Genomic DNA, 24,629 nt, shown 5'->3' with positions numbered 1-24,629 from the left:
CCCTCGCTGACGCCCGGGCCGGAAAGGCGATATGTCAACCGAGCCGCGTGGAGACGACGCCCTGACCTCCGAGGAGATCCCCAGCCGCACGAACAGCTTCGTGGGCGAGCCGCACGACGTGACCGGTGCGCGCCTGGCCGCGGAGGAGTTCCTGCGTGATCTGGCACGCTCCTCCCCGCCCTCCGCCCCCGAGTACTGGGACGACATCCTGCTGGTGGTGACGGAGCTGGCCGCCAACGCGGTCCAGTACGCTCCGGGGCCGTTCGCGCTGCGGATGCGCCGCACCTTCGACGGCGTGCACGTGGTCCTGCACGACACGAGCACCACCGAGCCCGCTCCCCGCCCCTTCGATCCGCGCAGCGGCGGCGGCGGCATCGGCTGGCACCTGATCCACACGCTGTGCGACCAGGTCAGCGTGGTGACCGACGACAGCGGCAAGGACGTGCACGTCTTCCTGCCCTGGTGAGTTCCGTGCCCGGGAGCGGAGGACGGGTGACACGTGTGACGGGGGCGCCCGGGGAGCCGGGCGCCCCCGCACGTGTGCGCCTGCCCGGTCCGCGCCGCGGGCCGGGCAGGCGCTGCCGGAAGCCGGGAGTCGCGGACGCGGGGCGCCCGTGGCCGGCGGGCGCGCCGGTCCGTCCCTCAGACCGAGGTCGTCTCGCGCGGCGGCAGCCGGTGGTAGTAGTCGCCCACGGCCGTGAGGTACCGCGGGTCCCTCGTCTCGCTGTCGGTCTCGAAGCGGGGCGCCGCCTTGGCGTCCGCCCGGCTGCAGGCCAGCGTGATCTTCCGCGCCTCGGTGTCGATGCCCGTGACGACCCCGGCCGGCACCAGCACGCTGCGCCCGAAAACCCAGACCCCCGTGTCGACGACGAGGTGCCGCATGCCGTGCGGGGCGTCCTCCCGGTCCACGTGCCCGATCGTGCCGTCGGTCGCCGCGACGGCGAAGCCGGTCAGGTCCAGCCCCTCGGTGTGGGCGCTGCCCGGTGCGTACGACCAGATTCTGTCGATGGCCACGCTGCTCCATCCTCCCTGGCGGTGTGCGGATCGCGGGGCGGCGGCGGACGCCTTCCGCCCGTCCTGCCGTCCCACAGCGGGCAATTACCCTTCTGGCGCACGCGCATTCGGTGATCGGGTCGGCAACCCGGACGACTTCCGCCGGGTGGATCTCCATGTCGTTCGCATCACACAGGCATGCATGTGGGGGTTCCGGGGTAATCGCGGGGCGCGGTGAGATCCGAGCCCGGTTGTGGAAGGAGACGCATGACGAACGGCATCCGAGTCCGGAGAACGACCGGCATCCCCGCGCACCGCGGTCACCCGCAGAGGTGACCGACCCCAGGCCGTAGCACTTGTTGGAGGTACCCGTGCCCCTCGCCCAGAACCCGCTGTCCGTGGAAGTCGAACTGCCCCGGGAGGACGTTGCCCTGATCACGGTCGACGGCTACCTGGACGTCGACACCGCGACCGAGTTCCAGGCCCATCTGGCCAACCAACTCCACCACGGCCGGCGCCACTTCCTGCTGGACCTCTCGTCCGTGCCTTTCATGGACTCGTCGGGGATGAACATCATCCTGCGCGTCTACCAGGAGACCCGTAAGACCGAAGGGAGCGTGCACGTCATCAACCCGACCTCGGCCGTGCGGCGCATCCTCGACCTGACCGGCGTGAGCATCACCGTGCCGATATCGGAGAACGTCGACGAGGCTCTGGCCCGGGTCGACGCGGGGCCGGCGGTCCCGGAGGAACCGGAGGTCTGACCGACCGGAACACCCTCGGGCACGGCACCGGCGCGGGCCGGTCGGCCGGTGCCCGGTTCCGCCTGCCCGGAGGCTGTTCTCCACGCGCCGCCCGCCGGATCCGGTGGTGGCCGACGACCCTTCCCCCGAACCGGACCGCTTGCCCCGGATGAGGTGTCGTACGAGGTCGGCGCGTGGTTAGAGTTGTCGCCCGGCAAGTGTCACGACGCCGTCCCGATCGCTCAGCGGGTGCGGCCGACGCAACGCGGATGAGGAGAGAAGCGAGTGCCGGAACACGAAGCGGACGGACAGCCCGCCGCGCCGACCCAGGAGGTCCGGGACTTCCTGCACCGCCGGCGTGAGCAGATCGCCCAGCGATGGGCGGACGAGCCTCTGTTCCGCACTGTGTTCACCGTCTCGCGCGACGAGGCGGTGGAGGCGGGCAAGGCGATCGTGGACGCGCTGGCCCGGGTGGCCGACTCGGACCAGGTGGAGAACCCGGACGCCGCCGGCTTCAGCGCCGTGCGCGAGCAGCTGGCCCGGATGGGCGCGGCCCGCTCACGCGCCGGGCTGTCCGGCACCCAGGTGTCCAGTGAGCTGGCCGCGCTGCGGCCACCCGTGGAGAACCTGCTGGCCGCCGACCTGGAGCAGGCGCCGCCGGAGCACCTGCGGGCGTCCTCCACCGCGCTGACGGTGCTGATGGGCACCCTGCGGCTGGTGGCGATGCAGGCCGCCCTCAGCGAGTGGCAGGCGCTCAGCGACCGCCAGCGGCTGCAGCTCATGGAGGTGGCCACCCCCGTGATCCGGCTCTGGGACGGCATCGTCGCCGTACCGCTGATCGGCACCCTCGACAGCGCCCGCAGCCAGGTGGTGATGGAGACGCTGCTGAACGCCGTCGTCGACGAGCACGCCCGGTTCGCGATCCTCGACATCACCGGGGTGCCCACCGTCGACTCCCTGGTGGCGCAGCACCTGATGAAGACGGTCGCCGCGGCGCGCCTCATGGGCGCCGAGTGCATCGTGTCGGGCATCCGGCCCGCCATCGCCCAGACGATCGTGCACCTCGGCCTCGACCTGGACGTCATCACCCGTGCGAGCCTCGCCGACGCCCTGGGGTACGCCCTGCACCGGCTGGGCGCCGACATCGTGACCTCGGGCGCGGTCAAGCGGTGAGCGACGTCCACACCCGCCCCGCCACCGGTCACGTACCGGTCCTCCGGCTCGGTGACGTGCTGCTGGTCACCCTCCAGGGAGACCTGCACGACAGCACGGCCCAGCAGCTGCAGCAGGACCTCGCGGAGACCATCTCCCGCACCGGGGTGCACGGTGTCCTGATCGACATCTCCGGCGTCGAGATCGTCGACTCCTTCCTCGGCCGGGTGCTGGCCGAGATCGCCGCGCAGGCCAAGCTGCTCGCGGCGCGCACCGTGGTGGCCGGTATGCGCCCGGCGGTCGCCATCACACTCGTCGAACTGGGCCTGACGCTGCCGGGACTGAGCACGGCGCTCAGTACCGAGGCCGGCATGGAACTCCTCACGGGGCGGTCACCCCAGGCCGGTGCCGGCGGCCCGCGTCAGGAGAGCATGTGATGCACACCGCCGCGGGCGTCGAGGCCTGCTTGCCCATCCGGTCGGACATGGACCTGGTGTGGGTGCGACAGCACGTGCGGCAGGCCGCCGCCCGGCTCGGCTTCGGCCTGGTGGAGCAGACCAAGCTCGTCACGGCGGCCAGTGAGCTGGCCCGCAACACCCTGGTGCACGGCGGGGGCGGGCAGATGGAGGCGACACGCGTCAGCAGCGCGGGCGCCCAGGGCCTGCGGCTGGCCTTCAGCGACGAGGGACCCGGCATCGCCGACCTGGACCTGGCCCTGAGCGACGGCTACACCTCCGGCGGCGGCCTGGGGATGGGGCTGAGCGGGGCCCGGCGGCTGGTCCACGAGTTCGACGTGCAGAGCACGCCGGGCGCCGGTACGACGGTGCGGGTGACCTGCTGGGTGGCGCAGCCGCCGCGTCCACGCGAGGAGGCCTGATGCCCCGCGTGTGGGACGTCGCGGTACGCGACTGGACCCGGGTGCACGACGCCCGGGCCGCCGCCGAGGGCGCAGCGGCGCTGGCCGGGCTGGACGAGCGGCGCACCGCCGCCGCGGTGGCGGTCGCCGCCGAGCTGGCCACGAACCTCCTGAAGCACACCGCGGGCGGGCGGCTCCTCGTGGAGGCCGTGCCCGCTCCGGAGCCGTACGAGGAGGGTGAGCGGTCCCGTGTCGTGCAGCTGGCCGCGATCGACGACGGCCCGGGCATCGGCGACGTCCCCTCGGCCCTGGGCGACGGGTTCTCGACGAGCGGGTCCCGGGGCGCGGGTCTGGGCACCTGCCGGCGCCTCGCCGACACCTTCACCGTGCACAGCACGCCCGGCCGCGGCACGGTCGCGGTGGCCCGCCTCGGCACGACGCCGCCGGGTGCGCAGGTCCCGCCGGTGACTTCGGACGGCGCGTCCGAGCCGGGCAGCCCTCATCCGCCCGCCGCGGGAGGGACGCCCGGCACCGGGCAGCGGCCCGCGGCAGCGGCCCCCCTTTCGGCGCCGCACGCGGGGACGCCCGGGGCCGCCCCCGGGCCCGGAGCGCCCGTCGCGGCGCCCGGCTGCGGCGGCCTGCCGGGACGCACCGCGCCTCCCGGCGCGCCGGACACGGCCCCGCCCACCCGGGTACAGAGCGACACGGCCCCGCCGGTCGGTGCGGTGTGGGGCGAGGGTCGGCCCGGCGGCGCGGCGGTCCCGGCCGGAGGGCTCCGGTCCGGACGGGCCCCGGGGGCCGGCGGTTCCGGGCACGGGCGCGGGCCCGCCGAGCGGCACGCCACCCGGAGTGAACGTTTCGTTCGCCTCGCCCGCGTGCGTGCGGGAGGGCTGAACATCCCCTACGGCGGCGCCGAGTACTCGGGCGACGCCTGGACCTGCGTGCGGGCCGGGGACACGGTCACCCTGATGCTGGCGGACGGCCTGGGACACGGCCCGGAGGCCGCCCGGGCCTCCTCGGCGGCCGTCACGGCCCTGCACGCGTGCGCCGACCTGGCCCCCGCCGACGTGCTGCGCCGGCTGCACGACGCCCTGAAGGGCACGCGCGGGGCGGCTGTCTCCCTGGCCCGGCTCGACCTCGCCGCCGGACGGCTTCGGTTCGCCGGCATCGGCAACGTGGGGGCCAGGCTGCGCACGGGCGGCACCTGGCGGCACCTGCTCGCCCGGCCCGGCATAGTCGGCGTCCACCGGCCCACCACCCTCCGCGAGGAGGAGGCCGACTGGACGGGCGACCCGCTGCTGATCCTGCACACCGACGGCCTGCCCAGCCGCTGGGCCCCGCCGCCCGGAGCCGGCCTGCCGGCGGCCGACCCGGCCGTGACGGCCGCCGTGACGATACGTGACGCGAGCAGTCCCGCCCGGCCGGTGCGGGACGACACCGCCGTGGCCGTGCTGACTCCGACCCCGCCGGAACTCCCATGAAGCGCACTTGGCAGATCACCACCGTCACCGACGCGGCCCGGGCCCGCATCGCCCTCGCGCGGCTGGCCGCCGCCCACGGTGTCCCCACCGTCGAGCGGACCCGGCTCGCCTCCGCCCTCAGCGCCCACCTGCGGCAGTGCCTGACCAAGGGCGGCACCTGGCGGCTCACCCTGGACGTGGCGAGTCCGCCCGCCGGGGAGGGCTCGCTGCGCGCCCTGGTCACCGCCTCGCCGGAGGCGTGCGCCGCGGGCGAGCCCCCGTGGGAGGTCACCGTCCCCTGCCCGGAGACGACTCGCAGCGCCGAGGACGGTGTCGTCGCCGAGGACCCCGCCGCCCTGGCCGAGGCACTGCTCGGCGCCGACGAGGACACGGCCGTGGTGCTGGACAAGCTCACCGAGCAGGAGGACCTGGTCTCCTTCCACCGCGAGGAGCTGCACCAGACCAATCAGGGCGTCCTGGCCCTGCACGCCGAGCTGGACGCGGCCGGCCGGGCCCAGCGCGAGGCCTTCGCCGCCGAGCGCACCGCCCGCAACGAGGCGGAGAACGCCCGCCGCCGGCTGACGTTCCTCGCGGACGCCAGCGCCGTGCTGACCGCCTCGCTCAACCACGAGGAGATCGTGCGCCGGCTGCCGGACCTGCTGGTGCCGACGTACGCCAGCAGCGTCGACGTGTGGCTGTTCGACCAGGACGAGGACCGGGACCGCGCGGCGCCGCATCCGGCCGCGGCCGTCGTCGCGGCCCGGACCGGGCGGCCCCAGTACGCCGCCGACCACCCGGGCGAACTGCCCGGGGTCGACGACCACCCGCCGTCGGCCATCGACCCGGGGCGTCCCCTGCTGTGCGTGCCGCTGCCCACGCGGCGGGCGCCGCTCGGGGTGCTGACGCTGTCCCCGCCCGGAGAGCGCTGGGACCCGGACGACGCGGTGATGCTGATCGAGCTCACCCGGCGGGCCAGCATCGCGATCGACAACGCCCGGCGCTTCGAGCACAACCGGGACATCGCCGAGACCCTCCAGCGGGCCCTGCTGACGGAGCTGCCGGCCACACCCGGCCTGAGCCTGGCCGCGCGGTACCTGCCCGCCACGCACGGGCTGAACATCGGCGGCGACTGGTACGACGCGTTCCCGCAGCGCGCCGGCGGTCTCATCACGGTCATCGGGGACGTCACCGGGCACGGGCTGCACGCCGCCGTCATGATGAGCCAGCTGCGCACCGCGCTGCGGGCGTACGCCGTCGACGGCGACAGCCCGGGCCGGCTGCTGACCCGGCTGCACCGGTTCCTGCACCACCTCCAGCCGGATCTGTACGCCACGGCCGTCATCGCCCGGTTCCACCCGGACGAGCCGACCCTGACCTGGGCGGCGGCCGGGCATCCCCCGCCGGTGCTGCGCCGGGCCGACGGGACGGTGCAGATCCTGGACGCCAAGCCCGGCGCCATGCTCGGCATCCCGCTCTCCCAGGAGATCGACGACCACACGGTGCGCCTGTCGCCCGGTTCGACGCTCGCGATGTACACCGACGGGCTGGTGGAGCGCCGGGCCCAGGGCATAGACCCGGGGATCGGGCGGCTGGCCGAGGCGCTCGGCCGGTTCCGCTCCGAGGAGCTGGACGCGGACCTGGAGCTGTCGGCGGACCGGATCCTGCATCCGCTGCTGAGCGACTCCGAGCGGGACGACGACGTCTGCCTGCTGCTGTGCCACGTCCGCGGGGACACCGCGTCCTGAGCCGCGTCCCGGCGGCCGCGGACCGGCACGGGTTCTTCACTCCCCCACGGTGCTTTTCGGCCACGGTGCGGGCAGGGTGGTGATCGGCACGTTCGTCTGCCTGCCCCGTCCGGCTGGCGCACCGGCGCCGTACGCGGTGGGATCGAAAGGGTGCGAACCGGCGATCCAGGGGCAGTCGAATGGCGTTCGAGGCAGACCGCCTGGAGCCGCAGAAAGGGATGAACACCGTGACACGACCCAGGATCCTGGTGGTGGGCGCAGGCTTCGCCGGCGTGGAGTGCGTCCGCCGTCTGGAACGGAAACTCTCCCCCGACGAGGCGGACGTCACCCTGGTGACCCCGTTCGCCTACCAGCTCTACCTGCCGCTGCTCCCCCAGGTCGCCTCCGGCGTGCTGACACCGCAGTCGATCGCCGTCTCGCTGCGCCGCAGCAAGAAGTACCGCACGCGGATCATCCCGGGCGGGGCGATCGGCGTGGACCTGAAGTCGAAGGTGTGCGTCATCCGCACCATCACCGACGAGATCGTCAACCAGCCGTACGACTACATCGTGCTGGCGCCCGGCAGCATCACCCGGACCTTCGACATCCCGGGCCTGACGGACCACGCGTTCGGCATGAAGACCCTGGCCGAGGCGGCGTACATCCGGGACCACGTGATCTCGCAGCTGGACCTGGCCGACGCGAGCCTGGATCCGCAGGAGCGGGCGTCGCGGCTGCAGTTCGTGGTGGTGGGCGGCGGCTACGCCGGCACCGAGACCGCGGCCTGCCTGCAGCGCCTGACGCACGCGGCGGTCCGGCGCTACCCGCGGCTGGACCCGAAGCTCATCAAGTGGCACCTGATCGACATCGCGCCCAAGCTCATGCCGGAGCTGGGCGAGAAGCTCGGCCGCAGCGCGCAGGAGATCCTGCAGCGGCGGGGCATCGAGATCTCCCTGGGCACCTCCATCGCCAAGGCGGGTCCCGAGGAGGTCACCTTCACCGACGGGCGGGTGATCCCGACCCGCACGCTGATCTGGACGGCCGGTGTCGTCGCCAGCCCGCTGATCGCCACGCTCGGCGCGGAGACCGTCAAGGGCCGGCTCGCCGTCGCGCCCGAGATGAACCTGCCCGGTCACGACGGGGTGTTCGCGCTCGGCGACTCCGCCGCCGTGCCCGACCTGGCCAAGGGCGACGGGGCCGTGTGCCCGCCGACCGCGCAGCACGCGCTGCGGCAGGGCCGGCACGTCGCCGAGAACGTCATCGCGTCGCTGCGCGGCCGGTCGCTGACGCCGTACAAGCACAAGGACCTGGGTCTGGTCGTCGACCTGGGGGGCACCGACGCCGTGTCCAAGCCGCTGGGCATCGAACTGCGGGGCCTGCCCGCCCAAGCCGTCGCCCGCGGGTACCACTGGTCGGCGCTGCGCACCAACGTGGCCAAGACGCGGGTGATGACCAACTGGCTGCTCAACGCGGTCGCCGGCGACGACTTCGTGCGCACCGGGTTCCAGGCCCGCAAGCCGGCACGGCTGAAGGACTTCGAGTACACGGACGCGTACCTGTCGCCCGAGCAGGTGCGGGAGCGGATCGCGGGGGCCGCCCGGCAGGAGTAGCCGGGCCGGCCGGGACCCTCCGCCACCGGCGTGCCATGCTGGAAAGCGGATCTTGGTCTGAGTCGGGAGAGAGTGCGACGGCGTGAGGGCAGCGGGACGCTCGGTGCGGACACGACTGCGGGACCGGGTCGCGGCGTCCGACCCCGGCCTGCTGCGCCTGACGGCCGGGCTGCGGACGGCCGGCGCCATCGCCCTCACCGTGGCCCTGCTGTCCCTGCTGGGCGCCGACGTGCACCTGCTGGTGGCGGGGGCCATCGCGGCGATGGTCGCCACCTTCGCGATCCGGGAGAAGCAGCTCGGCCCGCAGGCGCTCACGCTGGCCGCGGGGCTGCCCGTGGCGCTCGCGTCGGTGTCGCTGAGCGCGGTGCTCTCCACGCGTCCCGTCGTGGGCGACGCCTTCTTCGTCGTCCTGATCTTCTGCGCGGTCTACGGCCGCCGCTTCGGCGACCGGGGCACCGCGCTGGGGCTGATCGGCTTCCAGGTCTACTTCCTGTCCCTGTTCGTGGGCGCGACGGTCTCCGGGCTGCCCGAGCTGTGGGGCGCCATCGCGCTGGCGTTCGCCTGCAGTGCCGTCCTGCGCTTCGCGGTCGTGCCGGCGACGCCCGCGTCCGTCCTCATGCGCCTTCGGCTGGCCTTCCGGGCCCGGCTGGCGCAGCTGGTGGCCGCTCAGCTGGACCTGCTCGACGCGGGCGCGGACGACATGGACAAGGCGCTGGAGGCTGTGCGCGAGGGCACGGCGCGGCTGCACGAGACGGCCATGATGATCCAGGGCCGGCTGGAGGAGGGCACCCCGGACGAGTCGGCCGCGCGGCTGGTGCAGCGCCGCATCGCGGACGCCGAGATCGCCGCCGAGCGGCTCGGGCTGCTGCTGCTGACGGCCCGCAGCGCCCAGCGGGCCGACACGCTGACCCTGCACCTGCCGGGTGCGCCCGCCCCGTCGGTGGCCGTGCCCGCGGTGCCCGACGAGTCCACCGCCATGCTGCGCCGCGACCTCCAGGCGCTGCACACCCTGGTGCTGCGGTCCGGGGACGCGGGGACCGCGCTGGCCCACATGCGCAACCGCCTGCTCGGTTACCGCGACGAGGAGAACCTGCCGGCCGCGTCCCCGGCCGTGCAGGACGTCTTCCGCGGCATCGGCGAGGCGGCCCGCGCGGTGCTCGGACTGCGGATCGCGCTGGACGGGCCGCAGGACGAGTCGGACGACTCCCCCGCCACGGCCCGCTCCCGTGAGGAGCTGGACGCCGAGGAGGCGGCGATCGAGGGCGGCGCCGAGGAGTCCGCGCAGGAGGAGCAGACGGGGCTGCGCCGGCCCACCACGCGTGCGGCCGTGCAGGTCTCCGTGGGGTCCTCGCTGGCGATCCTGGGCGGTGAGCTGCTGTCCACCCAGCGGTGGTACTGGGCGGTGCTGACGTGCTGGATCGTCTTCATCAACACGTCCTCGACGGGCGAGATCCTGGTCAAGGGCTACCGTCGGCTGCTGGGGACCGTGTTCGGCGTGGTGGCCGGGATCGTGCTGGCCGGCCTGGTCGGCAACCACACCTGGACGGCGTTCGCCCTGGTGCTGGTGCTGATCTTCGCGATGTTCTACACGGCGCCGTTGTCGTACACGCTGATGTCGTTCTTCGTCACCGCGATGCTGGGGCTGCTGTACACGCTGCTGCACACCTACAGCCTCGACGTGCTGGTCCTGCGGATCGAGGAGACGGCCCTGGGCGCCTTCTGCGGGGTGGTGGCGGCGGCACTGGTGCTGCCGGTGCAGACCGACCGGCGCACCAACGAACTGCTGGAGACCGTCCTGGAGCGGCTCTCCGACGTCACGCAGGCGGCGGTCGGGCAGCTCAGCGGCGGGCCGGCGGACGACCTGCTGGACAAGGCGCGCGACCTGGACCAGGCGCTGGCGGACCTGCGGGCCGCCGTCCAGCCGCTGACCCACCCGGTCACGCCGCTGCGCAGCCGCCGGGACACGGCCCGGTACGTGGTGGCTCTGCTGGAGACGTGCGCGTACCACGCGCGGACCCTGGCGGCGACCGCCGAACTGCTGCCGACGCATCCGTCGATCGCGGCGGACCCGCGGCTGCGCGGGGCCGCCGGGCGCACGGTGCGCAACATCGAGGCGATCGCGGCCCGGGTCGCGGACGAACGGGCCGACGCGCTGGTGGAGACCGGCCCGAGCATCGCCTCGCTGCTGGGCTCGGACGCCGGAACACCGCGCTACGGCCGGATCACCGACCGCGTGCTGCGGCACCTGGAGCGGCTCGACGAGGCCGTGGTGGGCCTCGCCCGGCCGCTGGGCGTACGGGTGGGCCCGCCCCGGGCATGAGGCGGGCCGTCGTCCGGATCAGAAGTCGGTGGGCAGTCCGCTCACCTCGGCGATACCGCGCAGCTCCTCGGTCTGGCGGTGCCGTTCCTTGATGTAGTCGGCGATCTCGCCGAGCCGGACCGGGTCGGAGGCCGTGGAGGCGTCCGTGACGATCCTGACCGGGCCGGTGTCGTCGACGTCGAGTTCGATGACCTCGTTGTCCAGGCGGCCGGTGACGGCCGTGGCGATGACGAGGGCCACCTCGTCACGGACCTCCTGCGGCAGTTCGTCGTCGGTCCCGGAGTCGAGCGCGAAGTCGAGGCTGGACAAGCGTTCCTCGTCGATCGCCTGGAGCACCGGTTCCACCGTGCGGATCAGGAGGTCGTAGTCCTCCGTGTCCATCCGGATGCGCAGGAGGTCCAGGTACACGTCCACGGGACGGCCATCACCATGCGGAATCTCGGAATCGCTCATTGGCCTCGTGTTCCCCGTTCGGCGCGGATCAGACGCGGCGCCAGCGGGCCATGGCGAAGGAGAACACCCCGAACAGCACCAGCCCGACCGCGACGATCACCAGCAGCCAGGGGCCGAGCGGGGTGTCGGCGAAGGTGCGCAGGGTGTCGTCCAGCCCCTTGGCCTTGTCCGGTTCGAAGTCGACGGCGGCACGGACCGCGAAGACACCGGCCGCGGCGAACACCAGGCCGCGGGCCACGCCGCCGGCCACACCGGTGACGTCGACGAACTGCCGGGTGCGCCGGCTCATCTGGGCCATCCGCATCTTGTCGTGGTACTTGCGCGTCGCGGCCCGGAAGCCGATCCAGCAGCCGGCCCCGATGACGGCGATGCCCGCCGCCCCGACCAGCCACTGGCCGCCCGGCATCTCCATCACCTTGGCGGTGGCGTCGCGGGACTGCTGGTCGCTGTTTCCGCCGCCGTTCTGGTGGCGGGTGGCCGCGAAGGACAGGACGGAGTAGGCGACGAAGCTGTAGAACCCGAAGCGCACCGCCGCGAGCAGCCGCTTGCGGGGGCTGCGGCCGTCCTTGCCGACCGAGCCGAACACCACCTCGGACAGCCGCCACAGCGCCATTCCCACCAGGCCGATGCCCAGCGCCCACAGGAGCACCGCTCCGAAGGGCTTCTGGGACAGTTCCGCCAGGGCACCGCCGCGGTCGGCCTGTTTACCGGTGTCGCCGAAGGCGATCTGCACGGCCAGCGCACCGACCAGCAGGTAGATCACACCCCGGGCGCTCAGGCCCGCCCGCGCCGCCCCCTCGGTCACCGAACCCCGCGCCATGCGCCGCGCCCGGAACCCGTTCTGTGCCATCGCACTCGTGTTCATCTCGACCTCCCGGAGGTGCGGATGCCCCGGGTCGGGGGCCGCACACCCGGCGTGCGGGGCCGTGCCGGGCGGGCGGGTCGTCCGCGGGCCGCGCCTCGCACGCCCTTCGTGCCCCGGGCCGGCCGCGGCGGGCCGGGCGGCGTCAGGAGCGGCGCAGCCGCGCCCCGCGGGCGGTGCGCCCCAGGGCGTGCAGGTACTCCAGGGCGTCGAGGACGACCGTGCGGTCGTGCCAGGCCAGCCAGCGGCCGGCCTGGCCGCCCATGGTGTCGAGGGCCCTGGTCTGCTTGTCGGTCAGACCGGTCAGGGTGCGGTCCATGTGGGCCGAGACCATGCCGATGCACAGCCCGGAGTCGGTCGTCAGCGGAACGCTGTGGCACGCCCTGCTGCCGGCTTCGAGGATCGCCAGCCTGGCCGGTTCGGTGAAGACCGGGGCGCTCTCCACGTCCGGCACGGTCACCTGGGAGACGTCGCGGGCGGCCTGGGCGCAGGACGTGCCGTCCTCACCGACGTGGGCGAAGAAGTCGACGAACCGGTCCGTGAGCCCGGTGTGCTCCTCCATCCGCAGCCCGCCCCGGACGCGGTCGGCGAGCTGGACGTTGCCCATGGGGGTGCCGGTCACCGTCAGGGTGCGTGCGAGCACGGCCTTCAGGACGGCACCGCGGCTGCCGGAGTCGCGGTGCGCGGTGGTGAAGGTCAGTTCCGGCTGGGGCCGCCGGACCCGCCGGGGGAACCACAGCTGCTGCCCGGCGTCGGGCCGGTCCACGGTGAGCAGGGTGCCGGCCAGGGTCCGCAGCTTGACGTTGTAGCGCTGGGAGGCACGCTGCAGCAGGGCGAAGGCGCTCTCGGCGTCGGCCAGGCCGTAGCGCTCCCGCAGCATGCCCTGGGCCTGCGAGATCAGCGGGTACACCCGGGCGCGGGCCCGCAGGTCGCGCACCTCGGCCCGCAGCCGCTCCAGCTCGTCGTCGTCGGTCCGCCCCGCTGGGGACATAGGACTCCTCGCTGTCCGGGCGCCGGCGGGCCCGGCCGCGGCTGCCGCCGTCGGCCGGGCCCCTTGTTCAGGCTCGCCTTCCCCGCCGGGTCAGGCCCACACGTGTCAGGCCCACACCTGTCAGGCGCTGCCCGCGGCCGGGACGCGCGCTTCGGCGGCCGCGGGGGCGGGGACGGTCCCACGGGCGGGAACGGAGGCGGCCGCCAGCCACTGGTGGGCCGCCTCCAGGGCGCGTCGTACGTCCCGGGTGCCGGTGGTCACGCACAGCGTGTACGCCAGGTCGCGTGCCCGCGGGTTCGTCTCTGCGGGACCGTGGCCGGCGTCGGCGGCGGACAGTGCCTCGTACTCGTCGACGAGACGGCGCAGCACGGCGGGGTTGGGCCTCAGCATGGTTCGTTGCTCCTCGGTGGGATCCGGTGGGTCAGACCGTGGTGGAGGGGCCGCCGGTGCCCCGCTTCCCGGTCCGCTGCCCCAGCACCTCGTCGCGCACACGGGCGCAACTGCGGCTGATGAGGCGGGACACGTGCATCTGGGAGATGCCGAGCCGGTCGGCGATCCGGCTCTGGGTCATGTCTTCGAAGAAGCGCATGTAGAGGATGGCCCGTTCGCGCTCGGGCAGCCGGCGCAGGCCTTCCTTGGCGGACTCGCGGTCGATCACGATGTCGTACGACGAGTCGGCGGTGCCGAGGGTGTCGGCGAGGCTGTAGCCGTCGTCGTCCGTCGAGAGCTCGGCGTCGAGCGACAGGGTGCTGAAGCTCTCCAGGGCCTCCAGTCCGGCACCGACCTCTTCCTCGGTGAGGCCGGTGTGGCGGGCGAGGTCCGCCACGGAGGGCTCGGGGCTGCCGGGGTTCTGCGTGAGTTCACGCCGTGCCACCCGCACCTTGTTGCGCAGTTCCTGCACACGGCGGGGGACCCGCAGGGCCCACATGCGGTCGCGGAAGTGCCGCTTGACCTCGCCGGTGATGGTGGGGACGGCGTAGCTCTCGAAGGCGCCCCGGCCCGGGTCGAAGCGGTCGATGGCCTTGACCAGGCCCAGGGCGGCCACCTGACGCAGGTCCTCGAGGGACTCGCCGCGGTCGCGGAAGCGGCCGGCGATGCGGTGGGCCATGGGCAGCCAGAGGGTGACCAGTTCGTCGCGGACGGCGTCCCGCTCGGGGCCCTCCTCCAGTTCCGCCATCCGGGCGAACAGGGCTGCGGTGTCGGGGGCGTCGTCGTGACGCCGCCGGGTGGAGGTGGCCGTCGTTTCGGGCGTGCCGGGACGATGGGTGGGCGTATCGATGAGCATGCGGATTCGCTCCTGAACGGTCGTTTCAGGGATTGACCGCGGGAGGAACGCTGCCCGGAAACGCCGAAGAAGGCCTCCGGGGCAGCTGTACCGCTCCCGCTGGCGCGCCTCCGGTCCGAAGCACGAAATTGCGTCTGCCCCTACCCCGGGGCAGCAAACTCCACTGTGCCGAAGAATCCGAAATCCCGCTTTGCACATGTATCGCGGGAACGGTTCACGGCCGGCCCGGCGAGGCGTAGGTGAACGGGTCCGGGGCCTGCCGGACGAGGGGGACGACCGCGGTGATGCACTTGCCGCCGGCGGGCAGGTCGGACACGCGGATGTCGCGGGAGAGCCGGCAGACGATCGGCCAGCCGTTGCCGCCGTGCCGCGTGCGCCCGCGCGGGTCGGTGCGCGGCAGGGCCACGGGCAGCCTCTCGCTGCGGTCGCTGACGGACACGCGCACCCGGGAGCCGTCGACGTCCACCTGGAAGTCCGTGACCCCGCCGCCGTGCAGGATCGCGTTGCTGGTCAGTTCCGAGGCCACGAGCAGCGCGTCCGAGAGGGCGTCGGCGTCGCACGGGGTGCGGGCGGCGCGGCAGCGCTCGGCCACGGCCCGCCGCACGGCCAGGCGCGCCTCGGCGGGTTTGCGCGGCCGGATCCGTTCCGCCTCCGGCGGCTCGGTGAGGTAGAAGTCGGTCGTGTGCTCGTCGCACATCCTGCAGCTCCCTGGTCAGTGCGGACGGAAGCCGGATCCGGACCGCGCCGGGTGCCCGTCCGCACGCCGGGGTCCGCGGATCCACCGCTTCCTGCTGCCTGCCGCGGCCTGCGGGTCGTGCGCCCGGGGCGCCGCGGGTCTCCTGTTCGCGTCACCTCGCGCCGCAACTGCAAACCTCGGTTCGGCGGGAAAGGCACCTTCGGCCCAGGGCCGGACACCGGGGACGCCCCGGACGGCCGTGCCATCCCCGGGCGTTCACGGGGTACGCGGTGGTCATGACCGATGTGGTGGATTCCGACGAACTGCTGCGGCGCATCCAGCGTGCGAGGGAGTGCGCGCGGGAGGAGGAGCGCACGTGGCGGGCCAGGAGCGAGGAACTGGACGCGACCGACCCCCAGGGAGCCCGGGACGCCGCCGTGCGGCGGATGTCCTACGAGGCGGTGGTGCGGGTCCTGGACGAGATCGTGTCCCCGGGCCGGCACGCCGCGCAGACCTGACACGGCACCGGGCGGCGACCACCGGCGGACCCGGCCCGGCCGGCGGGCCGGGAGTCGTCGGGGACCTTGGGTCCGTTCGGGTGACCCGACGCGATCCGGGAGGGCCCGCCCCGACCGGTTCGCGCATTCGCTCCCGGGGACGACCCGGCCGCGTGCGCGAGGACGGCGTGGCCGGATCGCCGCGCACCCGGAGGCCGGGCGGCGGAGTCGCGGCCCGTGGACGGCCCGGCCGATTGCCCCGGTCCGTGCCGGGCACCCGCTGCGGATGACAGTCGACCACACCCGTGCACCGGTTCTGGAAGCCCTCGACGAGTACCGCGCGAAGGGACACCTGTCGTTCACCCCGCCCGGGCACAAGCAGGCCCGCGGCGCCGACCCGGAGGTCCGGCGGATCCTCGGGGACGCGGTGTTCCACGGGGACGTACTGGCCTCGGGAGGCCTGGACGACCGTCTCAAGCGGGGCCGGGTGCTGGAGCGGGCGCAGGAGCTGATGGCCGACGCGGTCCACGCCGACCACACGTTCTTCAGCACGTGCGGCAGCTCCCTGTCGGTGAAGGCGGCCATGCTGTCGGTCGCGGGCCCGCACGAGAAGCTGCTGATCGGGCGGGACGCCCACAAGTCGGTGGTGTCGGGCCTGATCATCTCCGGCATCGAGCCCGTGTGGGTCGAACCCCGCTGGGACCCCGAGCGGCACCTGGCCCACCCCCCGTCGGCCGAGGAGTTCGAGCGGGCCTTCGAGGCGCACCCGGACGCCCGCGGTGCCCTCGTCACCAGCCCCACGCCGTACGGCGGCTGCGCGGACCTGGAGGCGATCGCCGACGTCTGCCACCGGCGCTCCCGTCCGCTGATCGTGGACGAGGCTTGGGGCGCGCACCTGCCGTTCCACCCCGGTCTGCCCTCCTGGGCGATGGACGCGGGCGCGGACATCTGCGTGACGAGCATCCACAAGATGGGCAGCGGCCTGGAGCAGGGTTCGGTCTTCCACCTGCAGGGCGATCTGGTCCCGCCGGAGCTGCTCGGCATGCGCGCCGACCTGCTGGGCACGACCAGCCCGTCGGTGCTCATCTACGCCGGCCTCGACGGCTGGCGGCGGCAGATGGCGCTGGGCGGCGAGGAACTCATGGGCGGGGCGCTGGAGCTCGCGGCACAGGTGCGGGCGGCGATCGAGGAGATCGACGGCCTGCACGTCGACGACCGGGACGACTTCTGCGGCCCGGGCCGGGCCGACGACTTCGACCCGCTGCCCGGCGTGATCGACCTCTCCGGTCTGGGCATCACGGGCTTTCAGGCGGCCGACTGGCTGCGCGAGCACCGGCACGTCGACGCGCACCTGGTGGACCACCGCCGCATCGGCATGCAGATCACCCACGGCGACGACCGGGACACCACCGACGAACTGCTGGAGGCGCTCGGGGACCTGGCGCGGGCCGCCCGGGAGCTGCCGCGGGCGCCGCGGGTGGAGGTGCCGTCGCCCGCCGGGCTGCGCATGAAGCAGGCGCGGCTGCCGCGTGACGCGTTCTTCGGCCCGGCCGAGGCCGTGCCCCTCGCGGAGGCGGCCGGGCGGATCGCCGCGGAGATGATCACGCCCTACCCGCCGGGCATCCCGGCGGTCCTGCCCGGCGAGCGGCTCACCGAGCCGGTGCTGGCGTATCTGCGGACCGGGCTGGAAGCGGGCATGCACCTGCCGGACCCGACCGATCCGGACCTGGAGACGGTCCGGGTGCTCGACGAGCGGGCGTAGCGGCCCGGAAAGTGAAACGGGTCACCCAACCCGGTTTCCGGTGCGCACGCCCGCGCAAAATGGTTTACCGTTCACTCATACGTGGTGACGAGGTGGACCCCGCCGTCCTTCGTGCACCGCTGCGTACTGCCCTGGCTGGTTTCCCCCGTCCAGCCAGGGCTTTTTCATGCCCGGACCCGGCCGGCCCCGGCGGTGGCGGGCCCGGATCCGGGAAGTCGGCGACGCCGAGGTGCCCCGGTTCCCCCGAGCGGCTGAAATGGGCATAGGGACAGCACCCCAGTCGACCGCCCGGCGAGGAGCCCCGCATGACCAAAGCGATCAAACTCCTGACCGCCCTGCCCCCGCCCCAGCGGCAGCACCTGATGGAGCTCGCCCGGGAGGTCTCCTTCCCCGAGGACGCCCGGATCTTCGAGCCCGGCGGCACGGCCGACCGCTTCTGGGTCATCCGCTCCGGCGCCGTCTCCCTGGACCAGCAGGTCAACGCGCTGCAGCGGGTCACCGTCGCGAGCCTCGGCGCGGGCGACCTGCTCGGCTGGTCGTGGCTGTTCCCGCCGTACGTCTGGGACTTCGGCGCGGTGGCGTTCAGCCCGGTGCGGGCCTACGAGTTCGACGCGGGGGCCGTGCTGGAGCTGTGCGAGGAGGATCCTCGGCTCGGGCTGACGCTGGTGCGCAACGTCGCCGAGGTACTGGCACACCGCCTGGAGATGACCCGGGGCAAGCTGATGGAGCAGTACACGCTGCACCGGCGCGGGGCCCTGTGAGGCGTCAGACGCGGTAGCGCCGCAGCGCGGGGAAGGCGGCGGCCAGCACCAGCATCACGGCGACCACCAGCAGCCCGCCGCCCGCGACGGCGGTGCGGGGGCCGAAGGCGGACCCGGCGGTGCCGTGCAGGACGTCGGCCAGCCGCGGCCCGCCCGCCACCACGACGGTGAACACGCCCTGCATGCGCCCGCGCATCTCGTCGGTGGCGGCGGACAGCAGGATCGCCCCGCGGAAGACCATGGACACCATGTCGGCCACCCCGGCGAGCGCGAGGAACGCCACCGCGACCCACAGGCTGCGGCTCAGCCCGAACCCGGTGACCGCCGCGCCCCAGGCCACGACCGCCCCGATGACCATCCAGCCGTGCCACCGGGCCCGGGAGAAGGTGCCGGAGAACAGCCCGCCCAGCACGGCCCCGACGGGAATCGCGGCGAACAGCAGCCCGAGCGCGAGCCCCTCGCCCCAGGGCGCGAACGTCTGGGCGGCGAGCTGCGGGAACAGGGCGCGGGGCATGCCGAACACCATCGCCACGATGTCGGCGAGGAAGGACAGCAGCAGCACGGTGTGCCCGGCGATGTAGCGGAAGCCGGCGGCGATCTCCCGCAGCCCCGCCCGGCGCCGGGCCGTCGTGCCCGACAGGGGCGGCAGCGCCGGCAGCCGGTACACGGCCCACACCGTGACGCACAGGGCCAGGGCGTCGATGAGGTACAGCTCGGGCAGTCCGACGACGGGTATCAGGGCGCCGGCCAGCAGCGGGCCCGCGACCTGCCCGGTCTGCATCACGGTCGAGCCGAGCGCGTTGGCCGCGGGCAGTTCGTCCTCCGGCACGAGCCGGGCGATGGAGGCGCTGCGGGCGGGCGCGTTCAGCCCCCAGAATGCCTGCTGCATCGCCAGCAGCACCATGAGCGCGGCCACCGATTCCAGGCCGACGAGGGCCTGGAGCCAGAACAGCAGCGAGGTGAGCGCGATCCCGCAGTTGGTGATCAGCAGCAGTCTGCGGCGGTCCATGGTGTCGGCGATCGCCCCGCCCCACAGCGCGAACACGATCAGCGGGACCAGACCGGCCATGCTCGCCGCGCCCACCCACGCCGAGGAGCCGGTGATGTCGTAGATCTGCTTGGGCACGGCGACGGCGGTGAGCTGGCTGCCGACGGCCGTGACGATGGTGGAACTCCACAGCCTGCGGTAGGCCGGGCGGCGCAGCGGGCGGGTGTCCATGGCCCAGCGCCGCCAGCCGCGCCGCCGGGGCGTCTCGGGTGCGGTCTCCCGCTCGTCGGTCCTGCTCTCGCTCGCGTCCACGCGCCGCTTCCTCGATGCTCGTTACATCTTTCCGGCCGGGGATCACTATCGCACCGGTCGCCGCACCGGCGGCGGGCGGTCTCAGCTTCCGGCGATGAGGACGGTGCCGAGCACGATCATGGTGGCGGCGACCAGACCGTCCAGCACGCGCCAGGCGGCGGGGCGGGCCAGGAACCGGCCGAGCATCCGGGCACCGAAACCCAGGGCGGTGAACCAGCACAGGCTGGCGAGCACGGCCCCGACACCGAACGTCCAGCGCAGGGAGCCGTGGTCGGCGGCGACGGACCCGAGGAGGAAGACGGTGTCGAGGTAGACGTGCGGATTCAGCCAGGTCATCGCCAGGCAGGTCAGCACGGCCCGGCGCACGGAGCCCGCCGCCTCCCCCTCCGCCCGCAGCGCCCCGCCCTCGGGCCGGACCACCCGCCGGGCGGCGAGGGCGCCGTAGCACAGGAGGAACGCGCCGCCGATCCAGCCGACCGCGCGCAGCGCGCCCGGCCACGCCACCACCACCGCTCCGACCCCGCCGACGCCGAGCGCGATGAGCAGGGCGTCGGACAGGGCGCAGATGCCGACGACGGCGACGACGGCCTGGCGGCGGATCCCCTGGCGCAGCACGAAGGCGTTCTGGGCGCCGATGGCGACGATGAGGGACAGTCCGGTGCCGAACCCGGCGGCGCCGGCGGTGAAGGTGCTGGTCATGGCGCCGACGCTACGGACACCGCCCCTGCCGGTCCAGCTAAGGATTCTTACGTATCGTTAGCACGCGTGATGACGACCGATCTCCCGCTGGACCAGGTGCGCACGCTGCTCGCGGTGGTGGACGAGGGGACGTTCGACGCGGCGGCGGCCGCCCTGCACGTGACGCCGTCCGCGGTCAGCCAGCGGGTGAAGGCGCTGGAGCAGCGCACGGGCCGGGTGCTGCTGCTGCGGACCAAGCCGGTGCGGCCGACGGAGTCGGGCGAGGTGCTCGTCCGGCTGGCCCGCCAGGTGGCGCGGCTGGAGCACGACGCGTACGCGGAGCTGGGCCTCAGCGGCGGCGGGGAGCCCACGCGGGTCTCGGTCGCGGTGAACGCGGACTCGCTGGCGACCTGGTTCCTGCCGGTGCTCACGCGGGTGCCGCCCGAGGCCCGGCTCTGCTTCGAGCTGCGCCGCGAGGACGAGGACCACACGGCGGCGCTGCTGCGCGAAGGGGTGGTGATGGCGGCGGTGACCTCGTCGCCGGACGCCGTGCCGGGTTGCTCGGTGCGCGCCCTCGGACGCATGCGCTACCTCCCCGTGGCCGCCCCGGACTTCGCCGCGCGCCACCTGAGCGTCCCCCTGGCGCGGGCGCTGGCCGAGGTGCCGGTGGTGGTCTTCGACCGGCGGGACGACTTCCAGGACGGTTTCGTCCGCCGGCTCACGGCGGGCCGGAGCGGCGCGAGTGCGCTGCGGCAGTACGTGCCGACCTCGGAGGGGTTCGCCGAGGCGGTCGCGGCCGGGCTCGGGTGGGGCCTGGTGCCCGAGGCCCAGGCGGAGCCCCTGCTGCGGGAGGGCCGGCTCGTGGGCATCGCGCCGGACCGGGCCGTGGACGTGCCGCTGTACTGGCAGCAGTGGAAGCTCGACTCCCCCGCCCTCGCCCGGGTCGCGCGGACGGTGACGGCGGTCGCCGCCGAAGCGCTGCGAGCGTAGAGAACTCCGGCTCTCATGCCTCCCGGCAGGCGTCCAGCCGGGCCTGGGCGCTGTCCAGCAGCATCTCCAGGGCCGTCGGGTAGGCGCTGGTGACCATGCGGGTGGCGAGCAGGGGTGCCGCCTCGGCGATGCGGGGATGCGTGGCGGCGGGCAGCCGGGCGTAGGTCGAGCCCCACATCTCCTCGTCGGAGCGGAGCGAGTCGGCGGGCAGCGCGAGCGAGGCGGCGTCCAGCGCGGCCAGTCCGAGGGTGGTGTCGATGAAGGCGTGGTAGACCCGCACCGCCTCGGGCAGGGGGAAGCCGGCGGTGCGCAGGACGTCGAGCACCGCCTCGTCGGCCGTGATCTCGCTGCTCCGGCCGGAGACCCGGCTCGCGGTGAGCACCGCCGCCTGCGGGTGCTCGACGTACGCGGCGTGCACCCGCAGCCCGAAGGAGCGCAGGTCGGCCCGCCAGTCACCGGTGCGCCGCCAGCCGTCGAGCGCCTGCCCGATGAGGGCGTCGCCGATGGCGAGGGTGAGGTCGTCCATGCCGCGGAAATACCGGTAGAGGGTGCTCGGGTCGGCGTCCAGGGCGAGGCCGAGCCGGCGGGCGGTCAGTCCGGCGCTGCCGTGCTCGCGCAGCATGCGCAGCGCGGTCTCGACGATCAGCTCCTCGGACAGGACCGTGCCGCTCTTGGTGGGCCGGCGCCGGCGGCGCTTGCCCTCGGGCACCACGGGTTTGGGCACGGTGTGCTCCCTCCTGGGTCCTGAGCAGGCCCTGAGCTCCAGCTTCGCCATGAGACTCCAGGTCCCCGGCCTGCGGGTCACCAGCCCGCGAGTCTTATGCCAACGTCATTGACCTTAAGGCACGGGGCGGCGTTGTATCTCTCCCAAGGCGCGTCACGTTCTTCGCAAAGAGGGAGTTTCTGTCATGCGTGTACTGCTCGTGGGTGCCGGCGGTGTCGGCGGTGCGATCACCCGGATCGCGGCCCGGCGGCCGTTCTTCGAGGCCATGGTGGTGGCCGACTACGACCCGGAGCGCGCCGAGGCGGCCGTCGCCGCGCTCGGCGGGGACTCCCGGTTCACCTCGGAGCAGGTGGACGCGAGCGACGAGGCGGCCGTCTCCCGGCTGCTCGCGTGGCACCGCTGCGACGTCCTGCTCAACGCCACCGATCCGCGCTTCGTGATGCCGCTCTTCCGCGCGGCCCGTGCCGCCGGTGCCACCTACCTCGACATGGCGATGTCCCTGTCCCGCCCGCACGCCGAGCTGCCCTACGCGCAGTGCGGGGTCAAGCTGGGCGACGAGCAGTTCGAGCAGGCGGCCGACTGGGAGAAGGAGGGCCTGCTGGCCCTGGTCGGCATGGGCGTGGAGCCGGGCCTGTCCGACGTGTTCGCCCGGTACGCCGCCGACGAACTCTTCGACGAGATCGAGGAGATCGGCATCCGGGACGGCGCGAACCTGACCGTCGACGGGTACGACTTCGCCCCGTCCTTCAGCATCTGGACCACGATCGAGGAGTGCCTCAACCCGCCGGTGGTCTACGAGAGCGACCGGGGCTGGTTCACCACCGAGCCCTTCAGCGAGCCGGAGGTGTTCGACTTCCCCGAGGGCATCGGCCCGGTGGAGTGCGTGAACGTGGAGCACGAGGAGGTGCTGCTCGTGCCGCGCTGGGTCGATGCCCGCCGGGTGACCTTCAAGTACGGCCTGGGCCGTGAGTTCGTGGAGACGCTGAAGACGCTGCACCTGCTAGGGCTGGACCGCACCGAGCCGGTGACCGTGCCCGGGCCGGACGGTCCGGTGGCCGTCTCACCCCGGGACGTGGTCGCCGCGTGCCTGCCCGACCCGGCGACCCTGGGCGAGCGGATGCACGGCAAGACCTGTGCGGGCACGTGGGTGCGGGGCGTCAAGGACGGCGAGCCGCGCGAGGTGTACCTCTACCACGTGGTCGACAACCAGTGGTCGATGACCGAGTACGGCTCGCAGGCCGTGGTGTGGCAGACCGCCGTCAACCCCGTGGTGGCGCTCGAACTCCTCGCCACGGGCGCCTGGTCGGGCACCGGTGTGCTCGGTCCCGAGGCGTTCCCCGCCCGGCCGTTCCTGGACCTGCTGACGGCCTACGGTTCCCCGTGGGGCATGCGCGAGCAGTGACGGTTCGTCCGGAAACCCCGGTTTCACCGCGCATCGACAGGTGACCCGAACAGAAGTGAGCATCCGAAACTGCACATTTCTACCGCGATGCAGGTGACTTTGATGGACAACTGGCGACACCACGCTTCCTGCCGGACCGAGGACCCCGAGCTGTTCTTCCCGATCGGCACCTCCGGCCCGGCCCTGTTGCAGACCGAACAGGCCAAGGGGGTGTGCCGGCGTTGCCCGGTGCAGGAGCAGTGCCTGCAGTGGGCGCTGGACACCGGGCAGTCCATCGGAGTGTGGGGCGGGACCAGTGAGGACGAGCGCCGTGCGCTGAAGCGCCGCGCCGCCGCCCGCCGCCGCTCCGGCTGAATCCCGCCCCCCCTCCCCCTGGGGGTCAGCTGCGCCGCAGCGTCCCCCAGGGGTTCTCCTGCCGGGCCACCTCCACCTTCGCCTCGTCGATCACGTTCTGGTCGATCCGGCACAGCGGCCGGGCCTCGACGACCAGCGGCTCGTTGTCCGGCCCGCGGGCCGCTTCCCGCCCCGCGAGCACCCAGGGCTGCACCCCGGGCCCCTTCTCGTGCGGCAGGTGGGCGTAGTCGAACAGGCGGCGCGCCACCCACAGGCGGACCGGCCGGTCCGCCCACCACTCCTCGACGCCGAGCGGGTTGGCGGACAGACCCGGCATCTGCACACCGGTCAGGTCGTCCTTGCTGGACACTCTGCGCAGGTCGGTCTCCGGGCCGCGGGACCAGCGGACGTACAGGCCGTCGTGCTGTTCGACCAGTTCGGCGAGTTCGTCGAGTGTGCGCACGACCGGCAGGTCGTCCGTCGCGCTCATGTCGTGACCTCCTCGTTCGGCGCTGTCGGCGGACGGAGTACCCGCCGGACGCACGCGGAATCTGCCGTTTCGCACCGGGCGGTGGGGGCGGCCCGACGGGGTTACGCTCGCTGCACGCCACCGCCCCCGGGAGGAGCCGACCATGAGCGTGCGCGTGCGCCGTGTCTACGACCCCGCCGAGCCCGAGGACGGGGTCCGGGTCCTCGTCGACCGGCTGTGGCCGCGCGGACTGGCGAAGGACGCGGCGCGGGTCGACGAGTGGCCGAAGGCGCTCACCCCGTCGGCGGAACTGCGGCGCTGGTACCACGCGGGCGAGGGCGGTTACGGGGAGTTCGCCGAGCGGTACGAGGCGGAACTGGCCGCCGCCGAGGCGGCCGAGGCCCTCGACGGGGTGCGCGCGCTGGCCCGCGAGGGCGACGTGACACTCCTGACGGCGTCGAAGACCCCGGACGAGAGCCACGCCACGGTACTCGCCCGCCTCCTCACCACCTGAGACGAGCGCCCCGGCCGCCGTGGAACGCCCCGGGCACGGTCGGACCGGCCGTCTCCGCCGGCGTCGAGCTGCCC

The 24,629-nt window shown here is 73.7% G+C and carries 27 protein-coding genes and 1 pseudogene; 17 read left to right on the top strand and 11 right to left on the bottom strand.

The features are described 5' to 3' along the window. The first annotated feature begins 31 nt into the window (after window positions 1-31). The gene (locus ACFYWG_RS08010; RefSeq protein ID WP_333930237.1) at window positions 32-466 is read left to right on the top strand and encodes an ATP-binding protein; all 435 of its coding nucleotides are present in this window, start codon (window positions 32-34) and stop codon (window positions 464-466) included. 176 nt (window positions 467-642) lie between these two features. Here the strand turns inward: ACFYWG_RS08010 and ACFYWG_RS08005 are convergent, their stop codons facing one another. Then, window positions 643-1,014 (bottom strand): PRC-barrel domain containing protein, encoded by a 372-nt coding sequence (locus ACFYWG_RS08005; RefSeq protein ID WP_376329565.1) that lies wholly within the window; start codon window positions 1,012-1,014, stop codon window positions 643-645. Window positions 1,015-1,364: 350 nt separating this feature from the next. Between ACFYWG_RS08005 and ACFYWG_RS08000 the strand changes: the two genes are divergently transcribed. The 9 genes and pseudogenes from ACFYWG_RS08000 to ACFYWG_RS07960 all read left to right on the top strand — a co-directional run bounded on the left by ACFYWG_RS08000 (window position 1,365) and on the right by ACFYWG_RS07960 (window position 10,858). Further along, window positions 1,365-1,757, top strand: a complete 393-nt coding sequence (locus tag ACFYWG_RS08000) for an STAS domain-containing protein (protein ID WP_383511883.1) — start codon at window positions 1,365-1,367, stop codon at window positions 1,755-1,757. 264 nt (window positions 1,758-2,021) lie between these two features. After that, the gene (locus ACFYWG_RS07995; protein WP_383511881.1) at window positions 2,022-2,909 is read left to right on the top strand and encodes an STAS domain-containing protein; all 888 of its coding nucleotides are present in this window, start codon (window positions 2,022-2,024) and stop codon (window positions 2,907-2,909) included. Beyond that, a complete protein-coding gene (locus ACFYWG_RS07990; protein WP_376329558.1) occupies window positions 2,906-3,325 on the top strand; it encodes an STAS domain-containing protein in 420 nt (139 codons plus the stop codon). Before ACFYWG_RS07995 ends, ACFYWG_RS07990 begins: the two co-directional genes overlap by 4 nt. Next, window positions 3,325-3,765 (top strand): anti-sigma regulatory factor, encoded by a 441-nt coding sequence (locus ACFYWG_RS07985; protein ID WP_376329556.1) that lies wholly within the window; start codon window positions 3,325-3,327, stop codon window positions 3,763-3,765. Before ACFYWG_RS07990 ends, ACFYWG_RS07985 begins: the two co-directional genes overlap by 1 nt. Then, window positions 3,765-4,163: pseudogene (locus tag ACFYWG_RS07980) on the top strand (ATP-binding protein); the annotation flags it as partial. The gene ACFYWG_RS07985 and the pseudogene ACFYWG_RS07980, both read left to right, overlap by 1 nt. A 45-nt stretch (window positions 4,164-4,208) precedes the next feature. After that, on the top strand, window positions 4,209-5,225 hold the full coding sequence (locus tag ACFYWG_RS07975) for a PP2C family protein-serine/threonine phosphatase (protein ID WP_389200740.1): 1,017 nt from the start codon (window positions 4,209-4,211) through the stop codon (window positions 5,223-5,225). Beyond that, complete coding sequence (locus ACFYWG_RS07970) at window positions 5,222-6,949, top strand: PP2C family protein-serine/threonine phosphatase (RefSeq protein WP_389199987.1); 1,728 nt, start codon at window positions 5,222-5,224, stop codon at window positions 6,947-6,949. The genes ACFYWG_RS07975 and ACFYWG_RS07970 overlap by 4 nt, the downstream gene beginning before the upstream one ends. Window positions 6,950-7,167: 218 nt before the next feature. Then, window positions 7,168-8,538, top strand: a complete 1,371-nt coding sequence (locus tag ACFYWG_RS07965) for an NAD(P)/FAD-dependent oxidoreductase (protein ID WP_383511422.1) — start codon at window positions 7,168-7,170, stop codon at window positions 8,536-8,538. A gap of 82 nt (window positions 8,539-8,620) precedes the next feature. Next, a complete protein-coding gene (locus tag ACFYWG_RS07960; protein WP_389199985.1) occupies window positions 8,621-10,858 on the top strand; it encodes an FUSC family protein in 2,238 nt (745 codons plus the stop codon). Window positions 10,859-10,876: 18 nt separating this feature from the next. Here ACFYWG_RS07960 and ACFYWG_RS07955 read toward each other — a convergent pair whose 3' ends face one another. From ACFYWG_RS07955 to ACFYWG_RS07930, 6 genes are all read right to left on the bottom strand, one after another. Then, window positions 10,877-11,311 (bottom strand): hypothetical protein, encoded by a 435-nt coding sequence (locus ACFYWG_RS07955; RefSeq protein WP_376329549.1) that lies wholly within the window; start codon window positions 11,309-11,311, stop codon window positions 10,877-10,879. 28 nt (window positions 11,312-11,339) lie between these two features. Beyond that, window positions 11,340-12,176: a DUF1206 domain-containing protein gene (locus ACFYWG_RS07950; RefSeq protein ID WP_383511414.1), complete on the bottom strand. Its 837-nt coding sequence runs from the start codon at window positions 12,174-12,176 to the stop codon at window positions 11,340-11,342. Window positions 12,177-12,318: 142 nt separating this feature from the next. Beyond that, the gene (locus ACFYWG_RS07945) at window positions 12,319-13,164 is read right to left on the bottom strand and encodes an ANTAR domain-containing protein (protein ID WP_385414247.1); all 846 of its coding nucleotides are present in this window, start codon (window positions 13,162-13,164) and stop codon (window positions 12,319-12,321) included. A gap of 120 nt (window positions 13,165-13,284) precedes the next feature. Beyond that, window positions 13,285-13,554 (bottom strand): DUF5133 domain-containing protein, encoded by a 270-nt coding sequence (locus tag ACFYWG_RS07940; protein WP_376329543.1) that lies wholly within the window; start codon window positions 13,552-13,554, stop codon window positions 13,285-13,287. Window positions 13,555-13,585: 31 nt separating this feature from the next. After that, on the bottom strand, window positions 13,586-14,449 hold the full coding sequence (locus tag ACFYWG_RS07935) for a SigB/SigF/SigG family RNA polymerase sigma factor (RefSeq protein ID WP_389199982.1): 864 nt from the start codon (window positions 14,447-14,449) through the stop codon (window positions 13,586-13,588). Between the two features lie 214 nt (window positions 14,450-14,663). Continuing rightward, complete coding sequence (locus ACFYWG_RS07930; RefSeq protein ID WP_389199980.1) at window positions 14,664-15,146, bottom strand: ATP-binding protein; 483 nt, start codon at window positions 15,144-15,146, stop codon at window positions 14,664-14,666. 275 nt (window positions 15,147-15,421) lie between these two features. Here ACFYWG_RS07930 and ACFYWG_RS07925 point away from each other — a divergent pair, with 275 nt between their 5' ends. The 3 genes from ACFYWG_RS07925 to ACFYWG_RS07915 all read left to right on the top strand — a co-directional run bounded on the left by ACFYWG_RS07925 (window position 15,422) and on the right by ACFYWG_RS07915 (window position 18,145). Further along, a complete protein-coding gene (locus ACFYWG_RS07925; RefSeq protein ID WP_383503812.1) occupies window positions 15,422-15,643 on the top strand; it encodes a hypothetical protein in 222 nt (73 codons plus the stop codon). 265 nt (window positions 15,644-15,908) lie between these two features. Continuing rightward, the gene (locus ACFYWG_RS07920; RefSeq protein WP_385414254.1) at window positions 15,909-17,384 is read left to right on the top strand and encodes an aminotransferase class I/II-fold pyridoxal phosphate-dependent enzyme; all 1,476 of its coding nucleotides are present in this window, start codon (window positions 15,909-15,911) and stop codon (window positions 17,382-17,384) included. Window positions 17,385-17,689: 305 nt separating this feature from the next. Continuing rightward, window positions 17,690-18,145 (top strand): cyclic nucleotide-binding domain-containing protein, encoded by a 456-nt coding sequence (locus ACFYWG_RS07915; protein ID WP_383503810.1) that lies wholly within the window; start codon window positions 17,690-17,692, stop codon window positions 18,143-18,145. Between the two features lie 4 nt (window positions 18,146-18,149). Here the strand turns inward: ACFYWG_RS07915 and ACFYWG_RS07910 are convergent, their stop codons facing one another. Next, window positions 18,150-19,445, bottom strand: a complete 1,296-nt coding sequence (locus ACFYWG_RS07910) for an MFS transporter (RefSeq protein ID WP_385414257.1) — start codon at window positions 19,443-19,445, stop codon at window positions 18,150-18,152. An 81-nt stretch (window positions 19,446-19,526) separates the two neighbouring features. Next, a complete protein-coding gene (locus ACFYWG_RS07905) occupies window positions 19,527-20,144 on the bottom strand; it encodes a LysE/ArgO family amino acid transporter (RefSeq protein WP_389199976.1) in 618 nt (205 codons plus the stop codon). A 69-nt stretch (window positions 20,145-20,213) separates the two neighbouring features. Here ACFYWG_RS07905 and ACFYWG_RS07900 point away from each other — a divergent pair, with 69 nt between their 5' ends. Continuing rightward, the gene (locus ACFYWG_RS07900; protein ID WP_389200738.1) at window positions 20,214-21,113 is read left to right on the top strand and encodes a LysR family transcriptional regulator ArgP; all 900 of its coding nucleotides are present in this window, start codon (window positions 20,214-20,216) and stop codon (window positions 21,111-21,113) included. Window positions 21,114-21,126: 13 nt separating this feature from the next. Here ACFYWG_RS07900 and ACFYWG_RS07895 read toward each other — a convergent pair whose 3' ends face one another. Beyond that, the gene (locus ACFYWG_RS07895; RefSeq protein WP_383503806.1) at window positions 21,127-21,837 is read right to left on the bottom strand and encodes a TetR/AcrR family transcriptional regulator; all 711 of its coding nucleotides are present in this window, start codon (window positions 21,835-21,837) and stop codon (window positions 21,127-21,129) included. 184 nt (window positions 21,838-22,021) lie between these two features. Here ACFYWG_RS07895 and ACFYWG_RS07890 point away from each other — a divergent pair, with 184 nt between their 5' ends. Beyond that, window positions 22,022-23,239: a saccharopine dehydrogenase family protein gene (locus tag ACFYWG_RS07890; RefSeq protein ID WP_376329521.1), complete on the top strand. Its 1,218-nt coding sequence runs from the start codon at window positions 22,022-22,024 to the stop codon at window positions 23,237-23,239. Between the two features lie 102 nt (window positions 23,240-23,341). Further along, window positions 23,342-23,593 carry a WhiB family transcriptional regulator gene (locus ACFYWG_RS07885; protein ID WP_376329519.1) on the top strand — a complete coding sequence of 84 codons (252 nt, stop codon included), beginning with the start codon at window positions 23,342-23,344 and terminating at the stop codon, window positions 23,591-23,593. 25 nt (window positions 23,594-23,618) lie between these two features. Here the strand turns inward: ACFYWG_RS07885 and ACFYWG_RS07880 are convergent, their stop codons facing one another. Further along, window positions 23,619-24,062 (bottom strand): DUF6098 family protein, encoded by a 444-nt coding sequence (locus tag ACFYWG_RS07880; RefSeq protein ID WP_389199972.1) that lies wholly within the window; start codon window positions 24,060-24,062, stop codon window positions 23,619-23,621. Window positions 24,063-24,204: 142 nt separating this feature from the next. On the opposite strand from ACFYWG_RS07880, the gene ACFYWG_RS07875 reads away from it, so the two are divergent. Next, a complete protein-coding gene (locus ACFYWG_RS07875) occupies window positions 24,205-24,555 on the top strand; it encodes a DUF488 domain-containing protein (RefSeq protein ID WP_383503802.1) in 351 nt (116 codons plus the stop codon). The last annotated feature ends 74 nt before the right edge of the window (window positions 24,556-24,629 follow it).

The organism is Streptomyces sp. NPDC003456 (assembly GCF_042878735.1).
Taxonomy (GTDB): domain Bacteria; phylum Actinomycetota; class Actinomycetes; order Streptomycetales; family Streptomycetaceae; genus Streptomyces.
Note: the sequence above shows the minus strand (reverse complement) of the source record. Positions and strands in the feature narration are given on the sequence as shown.

Excerpts from the sequence above, each read along its gene's own strand:
- ACFYWG_RS07925 (WP_383503812.1), top strand. The coding sequence starts at position 15,422 with ATGACCGATGTGGTGGATTCCGACGAACTGCTGCGGCGCATCCAGCGT.
- ACFYWG_RS07985 (WP_376329556.1), top strand. The coding sequence starts at position 3,325 with ATGCACACCGCCGCGGGCGTCGAGGCCTGCTTGCCCATCCGGTCGGAC.
- ACFYWG_RS07920 (WP_385414254.1), top strand. The coding sequence starts at position 15,909 with ATGACAGTCGACCACACCCGTGCACCGGTTCTGGAAGCCCTCGACGAG.
- ACFYWG_RS07890 (WP_376329521.1), top strand. The coding sequence starts at position 22,022 with ATGCGTGTACTGCTCGTGGGTGCCGGCGGTGTCGGCGGTGCGATCACC.
- ACFYWG_RS07900 (WP_389200738.1), top strand. The coding sequence starts at position 20,214 with ATGACGACCGATCTCCCGCTGGACCAGGTGCGCACGCTGCTCGCGGTG.
- ACFYWG_RS07915 (WP_383503810.1), top strand. The coding sequence starts at position 17,690 with ATGACCAAAGCGATCAAACTCCTGACCGCCCTGCCCCCGCCCCAGCGG.
- ACFYWG_RS07970 (WP_389199987.1), top strand. The coding sequence starts at position 5,222 with ATGAAGCGCACTTGGCAGATCACCACCGTCACCGACGCGGCCCGGGCC.
- ACFYWG_RS07875 (WP_383503802.1), top strand. The coding sequence starts at position 24,205 with ATGAGCGTGCGCGTGCGCCGTGTCTACGACCCCGCCGAGCCCGAGGAC.
- ACFYWG_RS07965 (WP_383511422.1), top strand. The coding sequence starts at position 7,168 with ATGAACACCGTGACACGACCCAGGATCCTGGTGGTGGGCGCAGGCTTC.
- ACFYWG_RS07885 (WP_376329519.1), top strand. The coding sequence starts at position 23,342 with ATGGACAACTGGCGACACCACGCTTCCTGCCGGACCGAGGACCCCGAG.
- ACFYWG_RS07930 (WP_389199980.1), bottom strand. The coding sequence starts at position 15,146 with ATGTGCGACGAGCACACGACCGACTTCTACCTCACCGAGCCGCCGGAG.
- ACFYWG_RS07935 (WP_389199982.1), bottom strand. The coding sequence starts at position 14,449 with ATGCTCATCGATACGCCCACCCATCGTCCCGGCACGCCCGAAACGACG.
- ACFYWG_RS07940 (WP_376329543.1), bottom strand. The coding sequence starts at position 13,554 with ATGCTGAGGCCCAACCCCGCCGTGCTGCGCCGTCTCGTCGACGAGTAC.
- ACFYWG_RS07880 (WP_389199972.1), bottom strand. The coding sequence starts at position 24,062 with ATGAGCGCGACGGACGACCTGCCGGTCGTGCGCACACTCGACGAACTC.
- ACFYWG_RS07950 (WP_383511414.1), bottom strand. The coding sequence starts at position 12,176 with ATGAACACGAGTGCGATGGCACAGAACGGGTTCCGGGCGCGGCGCATG.
- ACFYWG_RS07945 (WP_385414247.1), bottom strand. The coding sequence starts at position 13,164 with ATGTCCCCAGCGGGGCGGACCGACGACGACGAGCTGGAGCGGCTGCGG.
- ACFYWG_RS07955 (WP_376329549.1), bottom strand. The coding sequence starts at position 11,311 with ATGAGCGATTCCGAGATTCCGCATGGTGATGGCCGTCCCGTGGACGTG.
- ACFYWG_RS07905 (WP_389199976.1), bottom strand. The coding sequence starts at position 20,144 with ATGACCAGCACCTTCACCGCCGGCGCCGCCGGGTTCGGCACCGGACTG.
- ACFYWG_RS08010 (WP_333930237.1), top strand. The coding sequence starts at position 32 with ATGTCAACCGAGCCGCGTGGAGACGACGCCCTGACCTCCGAGGAGATC.